This window comes from Thiocapsa sp. C2-2m, from assembly GCF_041903745.1.
GTDB classification, from domain to species: domain Bacteria; phylum Pseudomonadota; class Gammaproteobacteria; order Chromatiales; family Chromatiaceae; genus Thiocapsa; species Thiocapsa roseilacustris.
Window position 1 is genome coordinate 100280 of the sequence record NZ_JBBWVD010000001.1, and the last position, 14926, is coordinate 115205.

Here is a 14926-nt window from a genome sequence, read left to right on the forward strand (position 1 = left end):
CCGATCCGCTCTTGAAACTTCATCGGGACAGTGCCGTGGGGTCGAAGTGAAGAGGCCCTTCAACCTCGACGAGACGACACTTCAGGACCCCGATCGCTCGCGAATCTCACCGAGCATCGCGATCACGACACCGTAATCGATGCGGGCTTTGTTGACACCGTCTTTCTGATAGAAGCTCTCGTTCGACGCATCCTTGGGTAGCCCGGCCCAGATGCGCGACAAGTTGTGGGCGAAGTCGTGATCGGTGATCCGACCACGCATCCAGCCGCTCATATCGGCATCGTTTGCGAGTCGCAATGCCATCCGATCCTGGAGTTGACGGCTGAACAACTCCTCGCCCGTCAACCCCATCCGATCGATCAACCGGTCGAAGGTGTCCGGAATGATCTGATAGCGACCGATCGCCGAACCTCCGTTTCCGCTCTCCAAGAGTCGACTCTGGAGCGCCCGTACCTCGGAGACCGTCATCCGGGTCAGGTCGATCTCGTTCTGGTCGGCCTTGCCGAACCAGGCGTTGTAGTTGCCGCGTGATTCGGGTCGGGCCAGCAGATCCAGCACCTCGCCGCGAGGTCCCGGTGTCACGCTGCGTTCCGTGACCGGGGTTCCGCTTGGCCGGGGAGCGCCGCTCGGTCCATCAGTCTTTTTTTTTGCGCCGATGCCTTGCGTATTGTAGGTGCCGATCAAGCGCAGATCGCTGTCGTCGCGCGACACCGCCGAGCGTTCGACGAGGTCGGCCACATGTTGACCCCTCGCGCCGCCTCCCGCCTCGTCGATGACCGCTTGACGGGCCGCCTGTTGCGCGTCGCTCGGCGCGAAGGCAAACACGGAATTCGTGGCTTCCCGGAACAGGGTCTGCTGGGAATCCGTCAGGCCGTGGCCGGCAACCTGCTGCAGACGGGCGTCGATCATGGCGCCCCGTGCCTGCGTCCAGCCGACCTCGCCTCCTGCAGCCTCCCGTCCGGCGGCGACCGCCGCGGAGACATCGCCTCCGCTCGCCAGGGTGGAGCCGAAGGCCTTCGCGGCCGCGACGGTTTGCCCAATGGCAGCACTTGCTCCTGCGCGGGCCAAAGCCCCCGAGTCCGCAAGCTTCACGAACGTGCCCCCGACTTCGTTGTGGACGGCCTGCGCTGCCGGGCGCGGCAAGATCGCACGCCGGTCGATCTCCGCCCCGATGCGCTCGCGCACCTGCTCGCGCACCTGATCCTGTCTGGCGGCAAGGCCCTCTGCTGCCGACTCGCGGTTGGCGGCGTGGAAGTTGTCGGCGGCACTTGGCCGATACCGGGTTTCAACCGAACGCCCGTGCGCCTCGATGTCGCCACGCAGGCCTGCGACGTTCTCGCGAGGATCCCGCACATCGCCGTTTTCCACAGCGCCTCGAGCGGCGCCGAAGCGCGGAGCGGACTCGCGCAGATCATCGTTGCCGTGCGGGTTCACCGAAGGCGCGTGTGTTCCGAAGGTGTCCGCCAGAATGCCGTACCCGGCCTCCTTCGCGCTCTGCGCCTCCGCGGGGGTGAATCGCCGCAAGGTCGTTCCGTCCGCATGCCCGATCAACAGCGCGACACCGGCCGCAGCGCTCGCCGCGTCGCGGTTCAGGTTGCGGGCGTAAGCCCATGAGCCCGAGAGTTGCTGGTGATCCCCGGTCAGATTGCGCCGGTCGATTTCCCGGTGCAGCCGATCCATGAGCTCCGGATCGTTGGAAATCGCATTGCCGATCTCGGCGGCGCCGTAGGTACCCATGGCCCCGTAGCGGCGCGCCAAGGACTGCTCGCGTTCCAGCGAACGCGAGGAGGAGACCACATCGGCTGCGTCCTTCTCCAACCGCGCGCTTTCGTCGCTGGAGAGCCGCTCCGCGAAGACGTTGCGGCTGCCGGATTGGGAGTCGGCGCGGATTGATTCGGCAAGACGCGCCTCGAAACCGGAATCGCCCGAGACACGGCGCGCGATATCGGTCGCCATGGTGTCGGCGACCTGCTCGGACACATTGTATTGGCTGCGCAGTTGGGTGCCGATATCGCCCGCCAGCGCAGCCTGGCCCGCACCCGTGCGGCCTTTCGCCGCGACGGCTCCGGCAATGATCCCCGCCATCTGCTGCGTGCTGACGCCGCTGCTCTCATACTTGTCCGTGAACCCCCGCGCCTCGCTCATGATCGCGCGATCCGTCGCACTCCCTGTCGCCCCGTAGTCCCAGTTCATGGACCGTGAGGCAAAGGACTCGCCGGACCTCGACGCCGACGCAGTCGCAGTGCCGGCCAGCGAGGAGGAGAACCGCGTGCTCGCCTGTGCCACCGACTGCGCGCTGGATCGCAGGCTGGTTTGCAGGCTCCCGCCGACATCCGCCGACCAGAGCACGGAATTGGCGTTCGGCGTCGTCGTACCGGTGAGCGGGGCATGGGTCTTGAGCGACCCCATCGACAGGGCGGCCGCGGGGTTCACCGCATCGGGGCTCGCGATCTTCTCGTTGATGTGGTCGCCGCCTTGCAGGCGTCCGGCCAAATGGGTCGCGGTGACCGCCGAGCCGTAGATCAGCATCAAGGAGATCGCCGGCGTGCTCGCCGCGAGCATCCCGCCGACCCCGAGATAATCCGAGAGGATGAAGTCGAGCTTCCACAACGCGAAGATCGAGGGCAGCTCCAGGTTGCCCATCCCGGCATTGCGCAGGGCGTCGAGTTTGCCTTGGGTCGTCAGGATAATGTAGAGGTTGATCACGGCGAGGATCGGCTGCCAGAGCTGGATCCAGAGGCCGAACAGCAGGTACTTGCCGATCATCCGGATGCCGATGGTGCCGAGCCCGACGGCGAAGACCATCAGCGGGGAGACGGCGAACAGGAACGCCTCGAAGAAGGTCATCATGGGGCGCACGATACGCGCGAAGAGGGTCTCCTCGGCGGCCCATTGGGTGTTGCGCTGCTGGGCCGCCTGGGTGATGGTCGCGGCGGTTTCCCAGCGCCCGAGCTCCTCCCACACCTGCGCCTCGCCCTTGGGCAGGACGCTCGCCGCCACCGACATCACCATGTAGTTCTGCGCATCCACCCCGGCGCCGGCGACGGCATCCAGAGCGGTCTGCACGGCGTTGTCCACCTCCCCGGCCTGCACGGCGAGGGTCGCCGCCAGCGAGCCGCGCAACGCCGGCAGGAACTCGGTGGTGGTGTAGGCGGACAGATCCGCCCAGGCATCGTCGCATTCCTTCACCGTCGGGGCCCCGCCCAACCACAGCTCGGTGGTCGGCATCGGATTGGCCACGGCCAGGGCGCCGGTCCAGCTCGGATCGCGCAGCACGCTGTCCAGGGAGCGCTGTCCGGTGTCGACCTCGTAGAGCACGCACTCGGCAATGTAATTGACGAAGGAACGCTCGATGTCGGCGCCCGGCGTCGGGCTGTTGGCCGCACCGAGCCGCGCGCGCGAGAGGGTGCCCGCACGCACGCTCTGCAGGATCTGCAGGGGTGCGGCGAACCCGTAATCGGTCATCGCCGGGGTGGAGAACGCCTGCTCGAAGAGCCGGGTGACGCCGTACCCCACCTGCGAGAGCGCCGAGCCCACGGCGGCCACGCCCAAGGGGACGTTGTCGACCCGGTGCACGGCTCCGGAGTAGAGGTCCTCCACGCTCACCCGTGCGCTCGGACCGAACATGCCCAGGTAGATGACCAGCGCGATCAGCATCTGCTGGTACTGAGGTGCGCGCGCCTGCACCAGGCCCTGAAAGGTCACCAGGATGACGCCGATCAGGAAGCCGACCCCGGCGAGCTGGCTCATGTGGCCGGTGCCCATGAGCATGGCCACCGCATTGAGGACCGCCGCGAGGTAGGCGGCGTCGCCGATGGAATAGATTTCGAACATGGAAGCCGCCGTGCCTCAGCGTTGGTCGGGGGTGGACTCGGCCCGGCCCTTCACTTGGGCGGACAAGTCTTGGTAGTAGGCAAGCAGGGTCTGGGCGTTGCCGTAGCGCTCGGCGAGGACGGCGTATTCGCGATACACCTGCTCGCGGGCGCCCTTGATCTGCTCGGCGACCTTGGCGGTGTAGGCGCTTCCACCCATCGCGAGTGCGCTCTCCGCGGCACGCAGCAGGTCGGACATGATCAGCTGGGCCATTTCCAGCGCGATCACCGGGGCCGCCTGCTTGGCGAAGATCCGCGCCAGACCCGCGTCGTGACGGGCGAGGTTGCGCAGCTGTGCCCCGATGCCGTTGGGGGCGAGCTCCATGAAGGCTTGTTCGCGGGCGGTCGGTGCGCTCGCGCCCAGACGAAACTTCTGCACCAGACCGACGCTGCCCGCGACGTTCGGATCGCCCAGCAGCAGATGATCGGTGTACTGCACCAACCCCACGGTCTGGGTATCGGCGATCACGCTCGGCGCCATGCAGCCGTTGACCGCGGTGTCGTTGCAGCTGTAGCGCCGCACGACATGGTTGACGGTGCTCTGACCGGGCCCGGTGTCCTCGTGCGCGCTGCTGCCCCAGAGCAGATCGCGCACGCTCATGAGGTTGCCCGGCAGCGGGGTGACCCGGAAGTTGTCCCCGGCCCCGTCGGGCGCGGGCTCGGGCGGACCGAGAATGACCGAGCCGGTCACGCTCATGATGGCTTCGAGCAGGGCATCGTCGCCGCCGACGAACCAGCCGGCCGCGCCTTGACGTTTGAGCGCCTGCCAGACCAGATTGCCCTGCAGATCGGCCTCGGCGCGCTGCTCCTCGGTCAGGTTGTTCGCGACCTGGTTCACCGGGCTTTCCCCGGAGGTCAGGCTGCGGGTCTCGAAGACGTCGCCGAAGCCCTTCACCATCGCCACCAGCGAGGTGTTGTCCTTGTGCTGCACGTCGAAGGCGCTCGCCACGTCGTTGACCAGACCCTTGGCGAGCTGGCAGGAGTTGGCGTAGCCCTGATTGAGCGCCTGGAGCTTGCGCTGCAGCGACTCCATGACCTCGACACAGGTCGGGCACATGGCGGTCAGGGCGACCTCGAAGGCGTAGCCGGTCGCGTTCGCCGCAATCGAGCGCATCAGTTGTTGGAACTGATCGGAGGAGATGAAGCTGAAGGAGCCGGCGAACATGTCGATGCCCCCGCAGCCGGCCTCGAAGGACGGCGGCACGACATGCCAGAGCGACTCGCTCATGAGGCGATTGCGGTTCACCACCGACCCGCCCGAGAAGGCGCCGCGGCGCTGCCCCATGTGCGCGGAGGGGTTGGTGAGATTGACCATGCTGTCGAACATGACGCTCGACTGGGTGGCGATGCCGGCCGCCTCGACGGCGGGTGTCGCCGTCACGGCGATCAGGACAAGGGTCGGTGCGAATCGCATCTTCATCGGGTGGCCTGACTGGAATCGGATCGGGTGTCGGGAAGAACGGTGGCGCGCAGTGCCTCGAGCAAGGCGGTCGGGTCCTCGGGGAGTGCGGCGAGGGTCGCGGCAGTGCTGCGCGCATCGGCCGGACCCGATCGGATGCGGCTCGCCTCGGCTTCGGTGACCCAACCGGCCTGGACGGCGGCGAGGACGATGCGATCGCGCAGCTGGGCGAGCGAAAGCAGTCCCTGGGCGATCGGCGCCAGCGCGCCCTGATCCGGGCGGGCGAGGAACATCGCCGGGGTGGAGATCACGCCCAGCGCCTCGGCCTGACCGCGGTCGATCTGGAAGGCGGGAAACGTCCCGTCCGCAAGGCCCGCCCCGTCGAGCGACACCGCCAGCACCGTAAAGCCGTAGCGCTGCGCGAGGGCCTCCAGGAGCGGTGCCTGCGCATCGCAATAGGGACAGTCCGAGCGGAAGAAGAACCAGAGCGCGGTCTCCCCGGCGAGGCGTTCGAGCAGCGCATCGCCGGCAGCGCTCGCCTGTTTGTCGGCCAGATTCGCCCCGAAGTTGGCGGTGGGTCGGCGGGTGATCTCGTCGAGGACGGGATCGCCCTGCACCACGCGCTCGGACACCCGGGCGAACCGCGAGGACTTGTCCATCGCGATGCGCTGCAGGTGCAGGTAGACCGCCACGTTCTCGGGGGACGGATCGTCGATGGCGCGGTCGCGGTAGGTGTCCAGGTGCTCGCGGAACCATTGGGCGGACAGCGGCGCCGGCGCCCGGATCGGTTCCGGCGCCGGCCGTGACGCCGCGACGGGTTCGGACGGCGTCTCCTCGATGGGCTTTGGAGGCTGCTCCGTGATCGGCGCAGGGACCGGCGGCTCCCGATACCAGAACCAGCCTTCGGCATCGCGCGCGTAGAAGCCGCCCGCGGGAGCCGCCGGCGTCGGCGCGGCCGTCAGCGCGACCAGGAGGCCCGCGGCGAGGGCGTCAGCGCGAGGTCGCATCGGGGTGCCCTGCTCGCCGAGGAGAGGCGCGTCCGCCGGCCCGCGCATAGAGGGCGCACAGCGGACAGCCGATCAGGATCGCGTCGCGCATGGCGATGTAACGGGCCTCGCAGGACGGACACCAGGCGATCGCGGCGAGCCCGGCGCGCAGATCCCGCGCGACGATCCAGGCTTGGTTGATGCCCAGCACACCCGCATGCGGGCCGTCGATCAGCGCCAGATAAAGCTCGTAGGCGCGCACCAGCCCGTGCGGGTCGATCATGCGCCCGAGGGCGCCGTCGCGACGGTGCTCGGCATAGACCACGCCGAAAAGCGAAGCCGCGGCGTGCTCGGTGCGGGTGCGGATCATCGACCCGGCACTGTCCGGCAGCGGACCGCGCGGCGGCGCCTGCCCGTGCAGCTGTCGATACCAGCCGGCAAGGACCGTGCTCTTCAGACCCGTGGCCCAATGCACGACCCCGACCCGTGCGCCGTGCCGCAGCAAGGCGAGTGCAAGCGTCTCGGCGTCGTGTCGGGCGAGGTGTGGATCCCACACGTGTGCACGGACGTACCCGAGGGCGATCGGGCCGGGCTTCAATGGATCGGCGCTCAACCCGCACCCCCGGCGGCACGCAGCGCCAGATGCAGATTGCGCAGGGCCGGCGGCACCTGCGCCCGGGCGAGCGGTGCGTCGAGGCTCGCGCGGAAGGTCACCACGGGTGCCTCGGCCAGATCGAGGACCGCCTCGAGCGTGGCGCCGCCGAGCCACTCGGCCAGCTCCGGGGTGACGCCGAACAGCGTTGCGGCCACCTGCGGCGAGACCCGGGCGGCATCCCGTGCGCCGATCCAATAGAGGCGATTGCAGCGTCGCACGGTGTCCTGCAGGTCGGGGATTCCGGGGTGCGGCATCAGGGCTGTCGGCATTGCAGATACTCCGATCGGGATTCGAGAACGCGGGGGACATAGGTGCGGGTCTCGCGATAGGGCGGGATGCGGTAGCCGTGCTTGATCACGGCGCCCTCCCCCGCGTTGTAGCCGGCGGCGACCAACGCGGGATCGCCGTCGAACATCCCGGCCAGATCGCGCAGGTAGCGCACGCCGGCGTCGATGTTCTGTTCCAGATCGCGCGGATTCGCGCCGTAGCGGGCGGCGGTCGCGGGCATCAGCTGCATCACGCCGGTCGCGCCCTTCGGGGAGACCGCCGTCTGGCGGAACGCGCTTTCGCGCCGGGCGATAGCGAGCGCGAACGCCGGATCCACGCCGTGGCGGCGCGCGGCGGCTTCCACGAGGGCCGCCACGGGTTGTTTGTCCGGGGCGATGCACCGGGCATGACGGTGTGCAACGACGGTGCGAATGCGCGGGCCGGCTGCCGGAGCGCCGGAAGACGCGGGCAATGACGCGGGAGGCTGTTCAGGAGACGGCGCAAGCCCGCCGTCCGGCTCGCTCAGCGCCTCGGCGAGCGCGAGAATCCGCGCGCCGAGGGTTTCGGCAGCGGTGTCCGACGCGGCACGATACTGACCGATCCCGCGGGCCGGGTTGCTCGGATAGGCGCGCAGGCCGACAGCGATCAGTGCGGCCCCGCGCGCGAGATTGCGCTCCGGATCGAGCAGCTCGGCGGGCGTGCCGCCGAACCACAGGTTGCGCACCGGCACGGCCAGGAGCCCGACGGCAAGGTCTGTCGCCTCGTCCGTCGACGTGGCCTCCAAGGCGCGTTGCGCGTCCTCGCGGGTGGCGTAGTGGAACCGACGGCCGTTGATGACGAGCGTCCAAGGCCACGGCGAGGCCTGACCGTTCGCAATCCGCCCGCTGGCCGAGAGCGCGGTGGCGTAGAGTAAACGTGGCTCGATGCCGTGCGCCCATGCCGGCTCGGCCCAGACCGGCGGCAACGGTGATTCGGCGGCGCCGGCGGGTGTGCCGGCGGGTGCGCCGTCGTTTGTTCCAGGCGCGGCATGGACCGGCGCAGACATGGCCAGCACGGCGCAGAGCACACCGACAAACCAGACAGGTCTAATCATCGACGCGCCCCAGCCGACCGACGAGCCGATCCCGGCGCCGTTGCGCCGACGCGTCGGGAGGCGTCGACGGAGCCGGTGCGACCTTGGCGAGCACGCCGGCTCCGCCCTTGATCGCCAACAGCCCGACGGCGGCGAGGTGACGCAGCCGGGCGGCCCGCGAGCGCTTGGGCAGCTGCACGAGATCCTCCAGCAGCTCGGGCTGGGACGGGCCGATGTTGACCACGGCGCGCAACGGATCGCCGGAACGCGCCTCAGCCGGCATAACGATGAAACCCGCGCGCATTGGCAGCGATCGGATCCGCGGCCACCACGACCGTCGCGCCCGGAAACAGCCCGGCCGCCGCACGCACATAGAGGCTGCCGCCGCCCCCGGCGATCAACACGAGATCCACGCTCGCGCTCTCGCGGCGCAGGGATCGGCGCAGGCTCTCCAGCGCGACCGCACAGACCGGACCGGCCGCGCGCCCCATCAGGCTCGGCACCGACAGGCGATGTCCGGCCTGCAGCACGTGCGATCGTCCGGCCCTCAGCGCGGCCTCCAGCCCCAGCGGCTGGGGTTTTCCGCCCGCCTCGGCCGCGGCCTCCTGTGCGGCCCGCTCCAGCAGCACCGACATGGCCTCCAGGCTGGTGCCGCTGGCGCTGCGGCGCAGCTCCCCTTTGACGACGAGCGCCCAATCGAAGGAATAGAAGCCGGCGTCCAGCACGATGACGGTGCCGGTCTCGATGCGCTCGAGGATCTCCTCGTCCGTGGCGGTATAGACCAGATCGAGGTAGGCGCCGATCGGCTGCGGAACGACCCGCACCTCGCCGACCTCAAGGCTCGCCTCGCCGAGGCCGTGCCGCCCGGTCAGGAGGCGCTTCAGCCGCTCCCGACGGCGCACGTCGCCAGCTTGGGCGACCGGCAATCCGGTCACGACCAGGTCGATGGCGCGCTGCCCCGTCAGCTGCAGCGCGGCCAGGGCCAGCGCGTGGTAGCTCGGGGTCGCCGGATAGTCCTCGTGCAGCGGGCGCTGCCAGTCCTCGAAGCGCTCGGGCTCGATCGCCGCTGCCCAGGGCACGCCGTCCAGATCGACCGGGACCGGCCGCTCGGCAACTTCGCCCGTCGCGCTCCCGCCCTCCGAGTCCGCGCCGATGCGCTCGCCGAGACGTTCCAGGGGAGCGGCTCCGGCCGGGCGCAGGATCAGTCGCGGCAGCGCTCCGCGAGGCCCAGCGGCGATCTTCACATTCGAATAGCCGATATCGAGTCCGACGACGTACATGGCTCCGCCCAATTGGTTCACACCGAATGCACTGGCGGTACACGAACGCGCTTCACGTCGTCGCCGAACCGATGCATTCCAATGACAAGGTTCACAAGAGATTCGCGATCGGCGCACAAAAAGGCGACAGCGAACGCTCCGCATTCTTGGCGTCGAGGCGGTGCAACGCCAGCCAATTAAATGACCGAAAACGGTGTCTTTCCGGGCGGTGCCCGACGCATGACGCGTGCTAACCTCCCTGCGCCCGACGGCAATGGAGAACGGCCGCCGTTCGCGGGAAAGCGAAACAAACGCGACCCGCATAGCGGATAGGTTCCGGATATGAAACGGGAATGCCGATCGGTGAGAACGCGGCGTCCGCTTTTGCGGTCCTGCAGTGGAGAACAGGGATCCACGAATGAAACCCCGAGCGGCGTTTTGCGCCCTCCGGCGACACCCACCCGATGGATGAGCGAATACGAACGCCCGTCCCGAACGATCAGGGATCAACCCATGGCACGACGACCGAACGGCACTATGGAAGACCTAAATCAAGGGTTCCACTCTGCACGAGGAGAGTGCGACGCGCCGACCGACCGAGGGGCGACGGAACTGCCTGCCCTGACCGGAAGCCTCCCGCGGCAAGGGAGAACAGCGGGCGCTGTTTCACCAAAGATAAGAGGGTGCGAACGCCCGGACGGCGTGCCGCCTGCCCACACGCTCGAGGCAGCCTTCCGGGCAGGCCCGCTCGGCGTTGCGGGCAGGGACGCGGAGGAGGACGACGCCGCCGAGGAGGACTCCGCACCGAGCGATATCGCGGAGGCGCTCGACGCCTGGATCGCGCGCAACCTGGCTGCCCTGCAGGAGCGCGCCGAGCAAGGATGCAACGCCTTCGAGCAACGCCTGGCGGAGGCCGGTCGGGGGCTGCCGCGCAGTGCCCGGGGTCGCATCGGCGTGCGGGTGCGCCCGCAGCGGGCGAATCGGGCCACCCCCGGCGCCTTCTCGATCGAGTGGGTCACCTACCGCCATGTGCACACCGCCGCGGGCGTCGTCTATCTGTCGGACTACATCCGCAAGGGCGACGGGGATCGCTACCCGAAGAGCGCCTTTCGCGGCATCGCTCGGGACTGGCAACGCCCGCTCGTGGAGGAGGCCGAGCAGGGATTCGGCGCCATCCGCGCCGCCGCGCGTCAGCTCGCCGAGGTGCGCACCCGCTTTCGGGCCGCCGCCAAACGGTGCCGCGAGCTGGGTCTGGACGATGAGGCCGAGCGCTGACGCCCGATCCGCCGCAAAGCAGACCCGGACGCGCGGTTATCGCCATGGCCGGGCGCATCCCGCGCGGTGCAGGATGCCCGGATGACACTCTTCGATCTGTTTCGCCGCTCCAAGCCGGCCGCATCGGGCCCCGAACATGCCCGGCCGACGCTCCTACCGAGTGCCGATGTGATCATCGAATCGGCCCCCGATCCGGACGAGGACCTGCTGCGCTATCCGCCCTTCATCAAGGGCCTGCCGGCGTCCGACGTGGACGCGCTGCTCGCCAAGCAAACCGAATTGATCCGGCGTCTGCAGGACGGGGTGGGCATGACCGACACGGATTACCGCGAGCTGGTCCTGCCGGTCGTGCGCCGCCTCGCCGCCTTCGTGCATCTGCTGCCCGCCTCCGAGGCCCATCATCACCGCGGCTCGGGCGCGTTGCTGCGCCATTCCCTGGAAGTGGGATTCCTCGCCGCGCAGGCGTCGATGCGCCACGTCTTCGCGCTGGATCGCGAGCCCAAGGATCGTTATCACCTGGAGCCGCGCTGGCGGGTCGCGAGCGGTCTGGCCGGGCTGCTGCACGATATCGGCAAGCCGGTCGCCGACCTCACGGTATCGGATCGCGACGGCACCCTGACCTGGTGCCCGCATGAAGAGCCGCTGCTCGACTGGGCCCGCCGGCACGCCCTGCAGCGCTACTACCTGCGCTGGCGCGAGACGCGCCGCCACAATGCCCATCTGCAGATGGGCACCTTGGTGGTGCACGCCATCCTCACCCCCGAGATCAAGACCTGGCTGAGCCGGGATCCGGCGATCCTCGCCAACCTGATCGCGGTTGTGGGCGGACAGGAAGCCTCCTCGGTCCTCGGCACGGTGGTCGGCAATGCCGACCGGGCGAGCGTGGCGCGCGATCTGCGCGAGAACCGCATCGATCCCGACGCCTTCGCGCTCGGCGTGCCGGTGGACCGCTACCTGATCGACGCCATGCGCCGTCTGGTGCGCGACGGCACCTGGACCGTCAACACCCCCGGCGCACGGCTGTGGATGCTCGCCGACGGGCTCCATGTGGTCTGGCCGCAAGGCGGCGAAGACATCGCGGTCCTGCTGGCGCGGGACAAGATCCCCGGCATTCCCAAGGCCCCCGAGACCATCGCCGACATCCTGGTCGAGCGCGGTCATGTGACCACCTATCGAGAGGAGGAGCGCGATCGCTTCTACCGCCGCATCGCCCCGGCGCCGCTCGTGAGGGACGGCAAGCCGGTGCAGCTGACGATGCTGCTGCTCGCCTCGCCCGAGTTGGTCTTCGCCGGGCATCCGCCGGCGCCGGTGGCGCGCTGGCAGGACGGTGCGACCTCCGCGCCGGTCCGGGATGCGGACCCAGCCGAGCGCATCATGGGCGCCGTCGATGCCCTCGCAGATCCCGGCACCGACGGGGCTCTGGCCGCGCCGTTCGACTCGATCACCGAGGCGGAGCAGATGGCCGGTCCGGACGCTGCTGTGGCGGCGACGGCGTCATCGCCCCGATCGTGCGCCGATTCCGAGCCCGTACCAAATGCTGCGGTCGAGGCTCGACCGCAGCCGAGGACGCCGGACGACCCCGCCTCCTCGGCCCTCAGCTGGCTCGCCGGCCGCGGCAACGGCGGCCTCGCATTGATCACGCTGCTCCGGTCCATCGCGGACGGCGAACGCCCCGCCGAGATCCTCGTCCGACGGGACCGCCATCTGCTGATCCCCTACCCCGAGGGGTTGACGGCACTCGCGGTGCCCGGCATCGGGATGGAACCCGCCGAGGTCCTGCACGCCTTGTGGGAGGGCGGTCTGCTCGCGATCGATCCGCGCCGCCCCTTGCTGCGAGTGCGCGAGATTGACGGGCGGATGAAGGCAATGCTTACGGTCGAGGCCAGTGCCGCGGTGACGGCGCTTCTCGATCGGCTGGTTGAGGCTTCGGGCGACCGCGTTGCGACGGATGGCCTCGGAGTCGAGACTGTCGCGGACGGTCCAGTCGAGTCCGAAGCCCCCGGCAAACCCTGCCGCCAAGGAGACGCCACCGACACCCCCGAGGCACCATCCGGCGCGACCGCCCTTACAACCGACCCGCCCAAACCGCCCCCGCGCAAAAGCGCCTCCCGCGCCTTCGCCGAGGACTTGGCGGCACAGTGCCGCGCCGGGCGGGTGCCGACGACGGCGCTCCCGAACGGTCTGCTGATCGACCACGCCACCCTTGCGGCCCTGGCCGCCGAGCACCGCATCCCGCCCTCGAAGCTGCTGCGGCGCCTCAAGCATCAGCCGGACTTCATCCCCGACACGCGCGGGATCATTCTCGCGGGGCGTCCGTGAGCACCTATGCCAATCCCTGGCGCCCGCTCTTCGAGCTGCCGGCGCTGCTGCTGTGGACCGGCATCGCGGCCGTGTCCTGGGCCACCGCGGAGCTGTGGGATCTAAACGCGGCCTCGTTCCGGTGGCTCGCGGTCGGCAGTCTCGTGATGGCGCTGACCTGGCTGCCCGGCACGGTGCGCGGCATCAACCGGCGCGATTGGCTGCGGGGGCGCCCGCAACAATTCATCGACCCGCAGGAGTTCGCCGCGCGCGTACCCTCCTGGCCGGGATTGTTGTGGATGGGCCGCGGGTTCGATTGGGAGGCCCGACATGCCCAGGAGGCGCTCGATCTGATCCGGCTCGGACCCGAACGGTTCGCCCCGCGCGATCCCGCCCGTCTGGGCGCGACCTGGATCCACGGGCTCGGCGGTGCCGATGCGGAGATCACCGTCCCGCTCGCCCACACCGAAGGCCATCTGCTGATCGTCGGGACCACCGGGTGCGGCAAGACGCGTTTGTTCGATCTCCTGGTCACCCAGGCGGTGCTGCGCGGGGATGCGGTCGTGATCCTCGACCCCAAGGGCGACCGGGGGCTGCGCGCCGCCGCCGAGCGTGCCTGTATGCTGGCCAGAACGCCGGAGCGCTTCGTCTCCTTTCATCCGGCCTTTCCCGCGGAATCGGTGCGGCTCGATCCGTTGCGCAACTTCCAGCGCGCCACCGAGCTGGCCAGCCGGGTCGCCGCACTGATTCCCTCGGAGACCGGCAACGATCCCTTCAAGGCGTTCGGGCAGATGGCGCTCAGCCATGCCGTGCACGGGCTGCTGGCCGTGGAGGAGCGCCCGACCCTGGTGACGCTGCGCCGCTATCTGGAAGGCGGTGCGGACGCCCTGGTCGAACGTGTTCTGCAGCGCTACTTCGACACCCATCTGCCGCACTGGCAGGAGCATGCCGGCCCCTACCTCAACAAGGCCCGCGATACCAATCGGCGCGCGCGGGGTCTGCTCGCCTTCTACCGCGAGCGCGTGCGCGGCGAGCATCCCTCGACCGTGATCGACGGACTCGGGGGCCTGCTCGAGCACGAGGCCGTGCATTTCGGCAAGATGGTCGCGAGCCTCATGCCGGTGATCGTGATGCTGACCTCCGGACACCTGGAGGGTCTGCTCTCGCCCGACGAGACGGACCCGAACGATCCGCGGCGAGCGGCCTCGATCGGGGAGATCATCGCCCGGCGCGAGGTCCTCTACGTGGGTCTCGACAGTCTCTCCGACCCCATCGTGGGCAGTGCGATCGGCTCGATGCTGACCGCCGATCTGGCGGCCGTGGCGGGCTCCATCTACAACCACGAGGCGCACCCGCGCCCGACCGACATCTTCATCGACGAGGCCGCCGAGACGGTCTCCGATCCGTTGATCCAGCTGCTCAACAAAGGGCGCGGGGCGGGTCTGCGCCTGACCATCGCGACCCAGACCTTCGCGGACTTCGCCGCGCGCATGGGCAGCGAGGAGAAGGCGCGCCAGGTACTGGGCAACCTCAACGGACTGATCGCGATGCGCGTGATCGATGCGAAGACCCAGGAGTACATCGCCGAGAGTCTCCCGGCGGTGCGGCTGTGCACGGTGGTGAAGAGCCAGGGCTCCACGACCGCGAGCGACCAACCGTTGCTCTACACCGGCAATGCCGGGGAGCGCCTCGACGAGGCCGAAGCGCCCTTGTTCCCGGCGGCGCTGCTCGGGGAGCTGCCCAACTTCGAGTATCTGGCCCGCTGGCCAGGCGGGCGCGTCTCCAAAGGCCGCCTGCCGATTCTGGGCGAGCCCCTGCCGCCCCCGGCGGAGCGGTGACGACA

Annotated in this window: 11 protein-coding genes; 3 read left to right on the top strand and 8 right to left on the bottom strand. The window is 69.3% G+C overall.

The features are described 5' to 3' along the window. Window positions 1-81 precede the first annotated feature (81 nt). The 8 genes from AADX97_RS00425 to AADX97_RS00460 are packed head-to-tail and all read right to left on the bottom strand — an operon-like array spanning window position 82 to window position 9552. On the bottom strand, window positions 82-3834 hold the full coding sequence (locus tag AADX97_RS00425; RefSeq protein WP_374232879.1) for a conjugal transfer protein TraG N-terminal domain-containing protein: 3753 nt from the start codon (window positions 3832-3834) through the stop codon (window positions 82-84). 15 nt (window positions 3835-3849) lie between these two features. Continuing rightward, window positions 3850-5292, bottom strand: coding sequence for a conjugal transfer protein TraH (locus tag AADX97_RS00430; RefSeq protein WP_374232878.1), 1443 nt, complete (start codon window positions 5290-5292; stop codon window positions 3850-3852). Then, window positions 5289-6278: a conjugal transfer protein TraF gene (locus tag AADX97_RS00435; protein ID WP_374232877.1), complete on the bottom strand. Its 990-nt coding sequence runs from the start codon at window positions 6276-6278 to the stop codon at window positions 5289-5291. Before AADX97_RS00435 ends, AADX97_RS00430 begins: the two co-directional genes overlap by 4 nt. Further along, window positions 6262-6813 carry a FlhC family transcriptional regulator gene (locus tag AADX97_RS00440; protein WP_374232876.1) on the bottom strand — a complete coding sequence of 184 codons (552 nt, stop codon included), beginning with the start codon at window positions 6811-6813 and terminating at the stop codon, window positions 6262-6264. The genes AADX97_RS00435 and AADX97_RS00440 overlap by 17 nt, the downstream gene beginning before the upstream one ends. Before the next feature lie 53 nt (window positions 6814-6866). Beyond that, window positions 6867-7181 carry a hypothetical protein gene (locus AADX97_RS00445; protein ID WP_007195496.1) on the bottom strand — a complete coding sequence of 105 codons (315 nt, stop codon included), beginning with the start codon at window positions 7179-7181 and terminating at the stop codon, window positions 6867-6869. Beyond that, window positions 7166-8272 (bottom strand): lytic transglycosylase domain-containing protein, encoded by a 1107-nt coding sequence (locus tag AADX97_RS00450; protein WP_374232875.1) that lies wholly within the window; start codon window positions 8270-8272, stop codon window positions 7166-7168. The genes AADX97_RS00445 and AADX97_RS00450 overlap by 16 nt, the downstream gene beginning before the upstream one ends. Then, complete coding sequence (locus tag AADX97_RS00455) at window positions 8265-8555, bottom strand: hypothetical protein (RefSeq protein ID WP_374232874.1); 291 nt, start codon at window positions 8553-8555, stop codon at window positions 8265-8267. The genes AADX97_RS00450 and AADX97_RS00455 overlap by 8 nt, the downstream gene beginning before the upstream one ends. Further along, a complete protein-coding gene (locus AADX97_RS00460; protein ID WP_374232873.1) occupies window positions 8524-9552 on the bottom strand; it encodes a ParM/StbA family protein in 1029 nt (342 codons plus the stop codon). Before AADX97_RS00460 ends, AADX97_RS00455 begins: the two co-directional genes overlap by 32 nt. Window positions 9553-10212: 660 nt before the next feature. On the opposite strand from AADX97_RS00460, the gene mobI reads away from it, so the two are divergent. The 3 genes from mobI to traD all read left to right on the top strand — a co-directional run bounded on the left by mobI (window position 10213) and on the right by traD (window position 14921). Beyond that, window positions 10213-10785, top strand: a complete 573-nt coding sequence (mobI, locus tag AADX97_RS00465) for a conjugative transfer protein MobI(A/C) (RefSeq protein WP_374232872.1) — start codon at window positions 10213-10215, stop codon at window positions 10783-10785. 81 nt (window positions 10786-10866) lie between these two features. Next, a complete protein-coding gene (gene mobH, locus AADX97_RS00470; RefSeq protein ID WP_374232871.1) occupies window positions 10867-13104 on the top strand; it encodes a MobH family relaxase in 2238 nt (745 codons plus the stop codon). After that, window positions 13101-14921, top strand: a complete 1821-nt coding sequence (traD, locus tag AADX97_RS00475; RefSeq protein ID WP_374232869.1) for a conjugative transfer system coupling protein TraD — start codon at window positions 13101-13103, stop codon at window positions 14919-14921. Before mobH ends, traD begins: the two co-directional genes overlap by 4 nt. The last annotated feature ends 5 nt before the right edge of the window (window positions 14922-14926 follow it).

Coding starts and splice junctions, on each gene's coding strand:
- AADX97_RS00425 (WP_374232879.1), bottom strand. CDS start 3,834: ATGTTCGAAATCTATTCCATCGGCGACGCCGCCTACCTCGCGGCGGTC.
- AADX97_RS00430 (WP_374232878.1), bottom strand. CDS start 5,292: ATGAAGATGCGATTCGCACCGACCCTTGTCCTGATCGCCGTGACGGCG.
- AADX97_RS00435 (WP_374232877.1), bottom strand. CDS start 6,278: ATGCGACCTCGCGCTGACGCCCTCGCCGCGGGCCTCCTGGTCGCGCTG.
- AADX97_RS00445 (WP_007195496.1), bottom strand. CDS start 7,181: ATGCCGACAGCCCTGATGCCGCACCCCGGAATCCCCGACCTGCAGGAC.
- AADX97_RS00450 (WP_374232875.1), bottom strand. CDS start 8,272: ATGATTAGACCTGTCTGGTTTGTCGGTGTGCTCTGCGCCGTGCTGGCC.
- AADX97_RS00455 (WP_374232874.1), bottom strand. CDS start 8,555: ATGCGCGCGGGTTTCATCGTTATGCCGGCTGAGGCGCGTTCCGGCGAT.
- mobH (WP_374232871.1), top strand. CDS start 10,867: ATGACACTCTTCGATCTGTTTCGCCGCTCCAAGCCGGCCGCATCGGGC.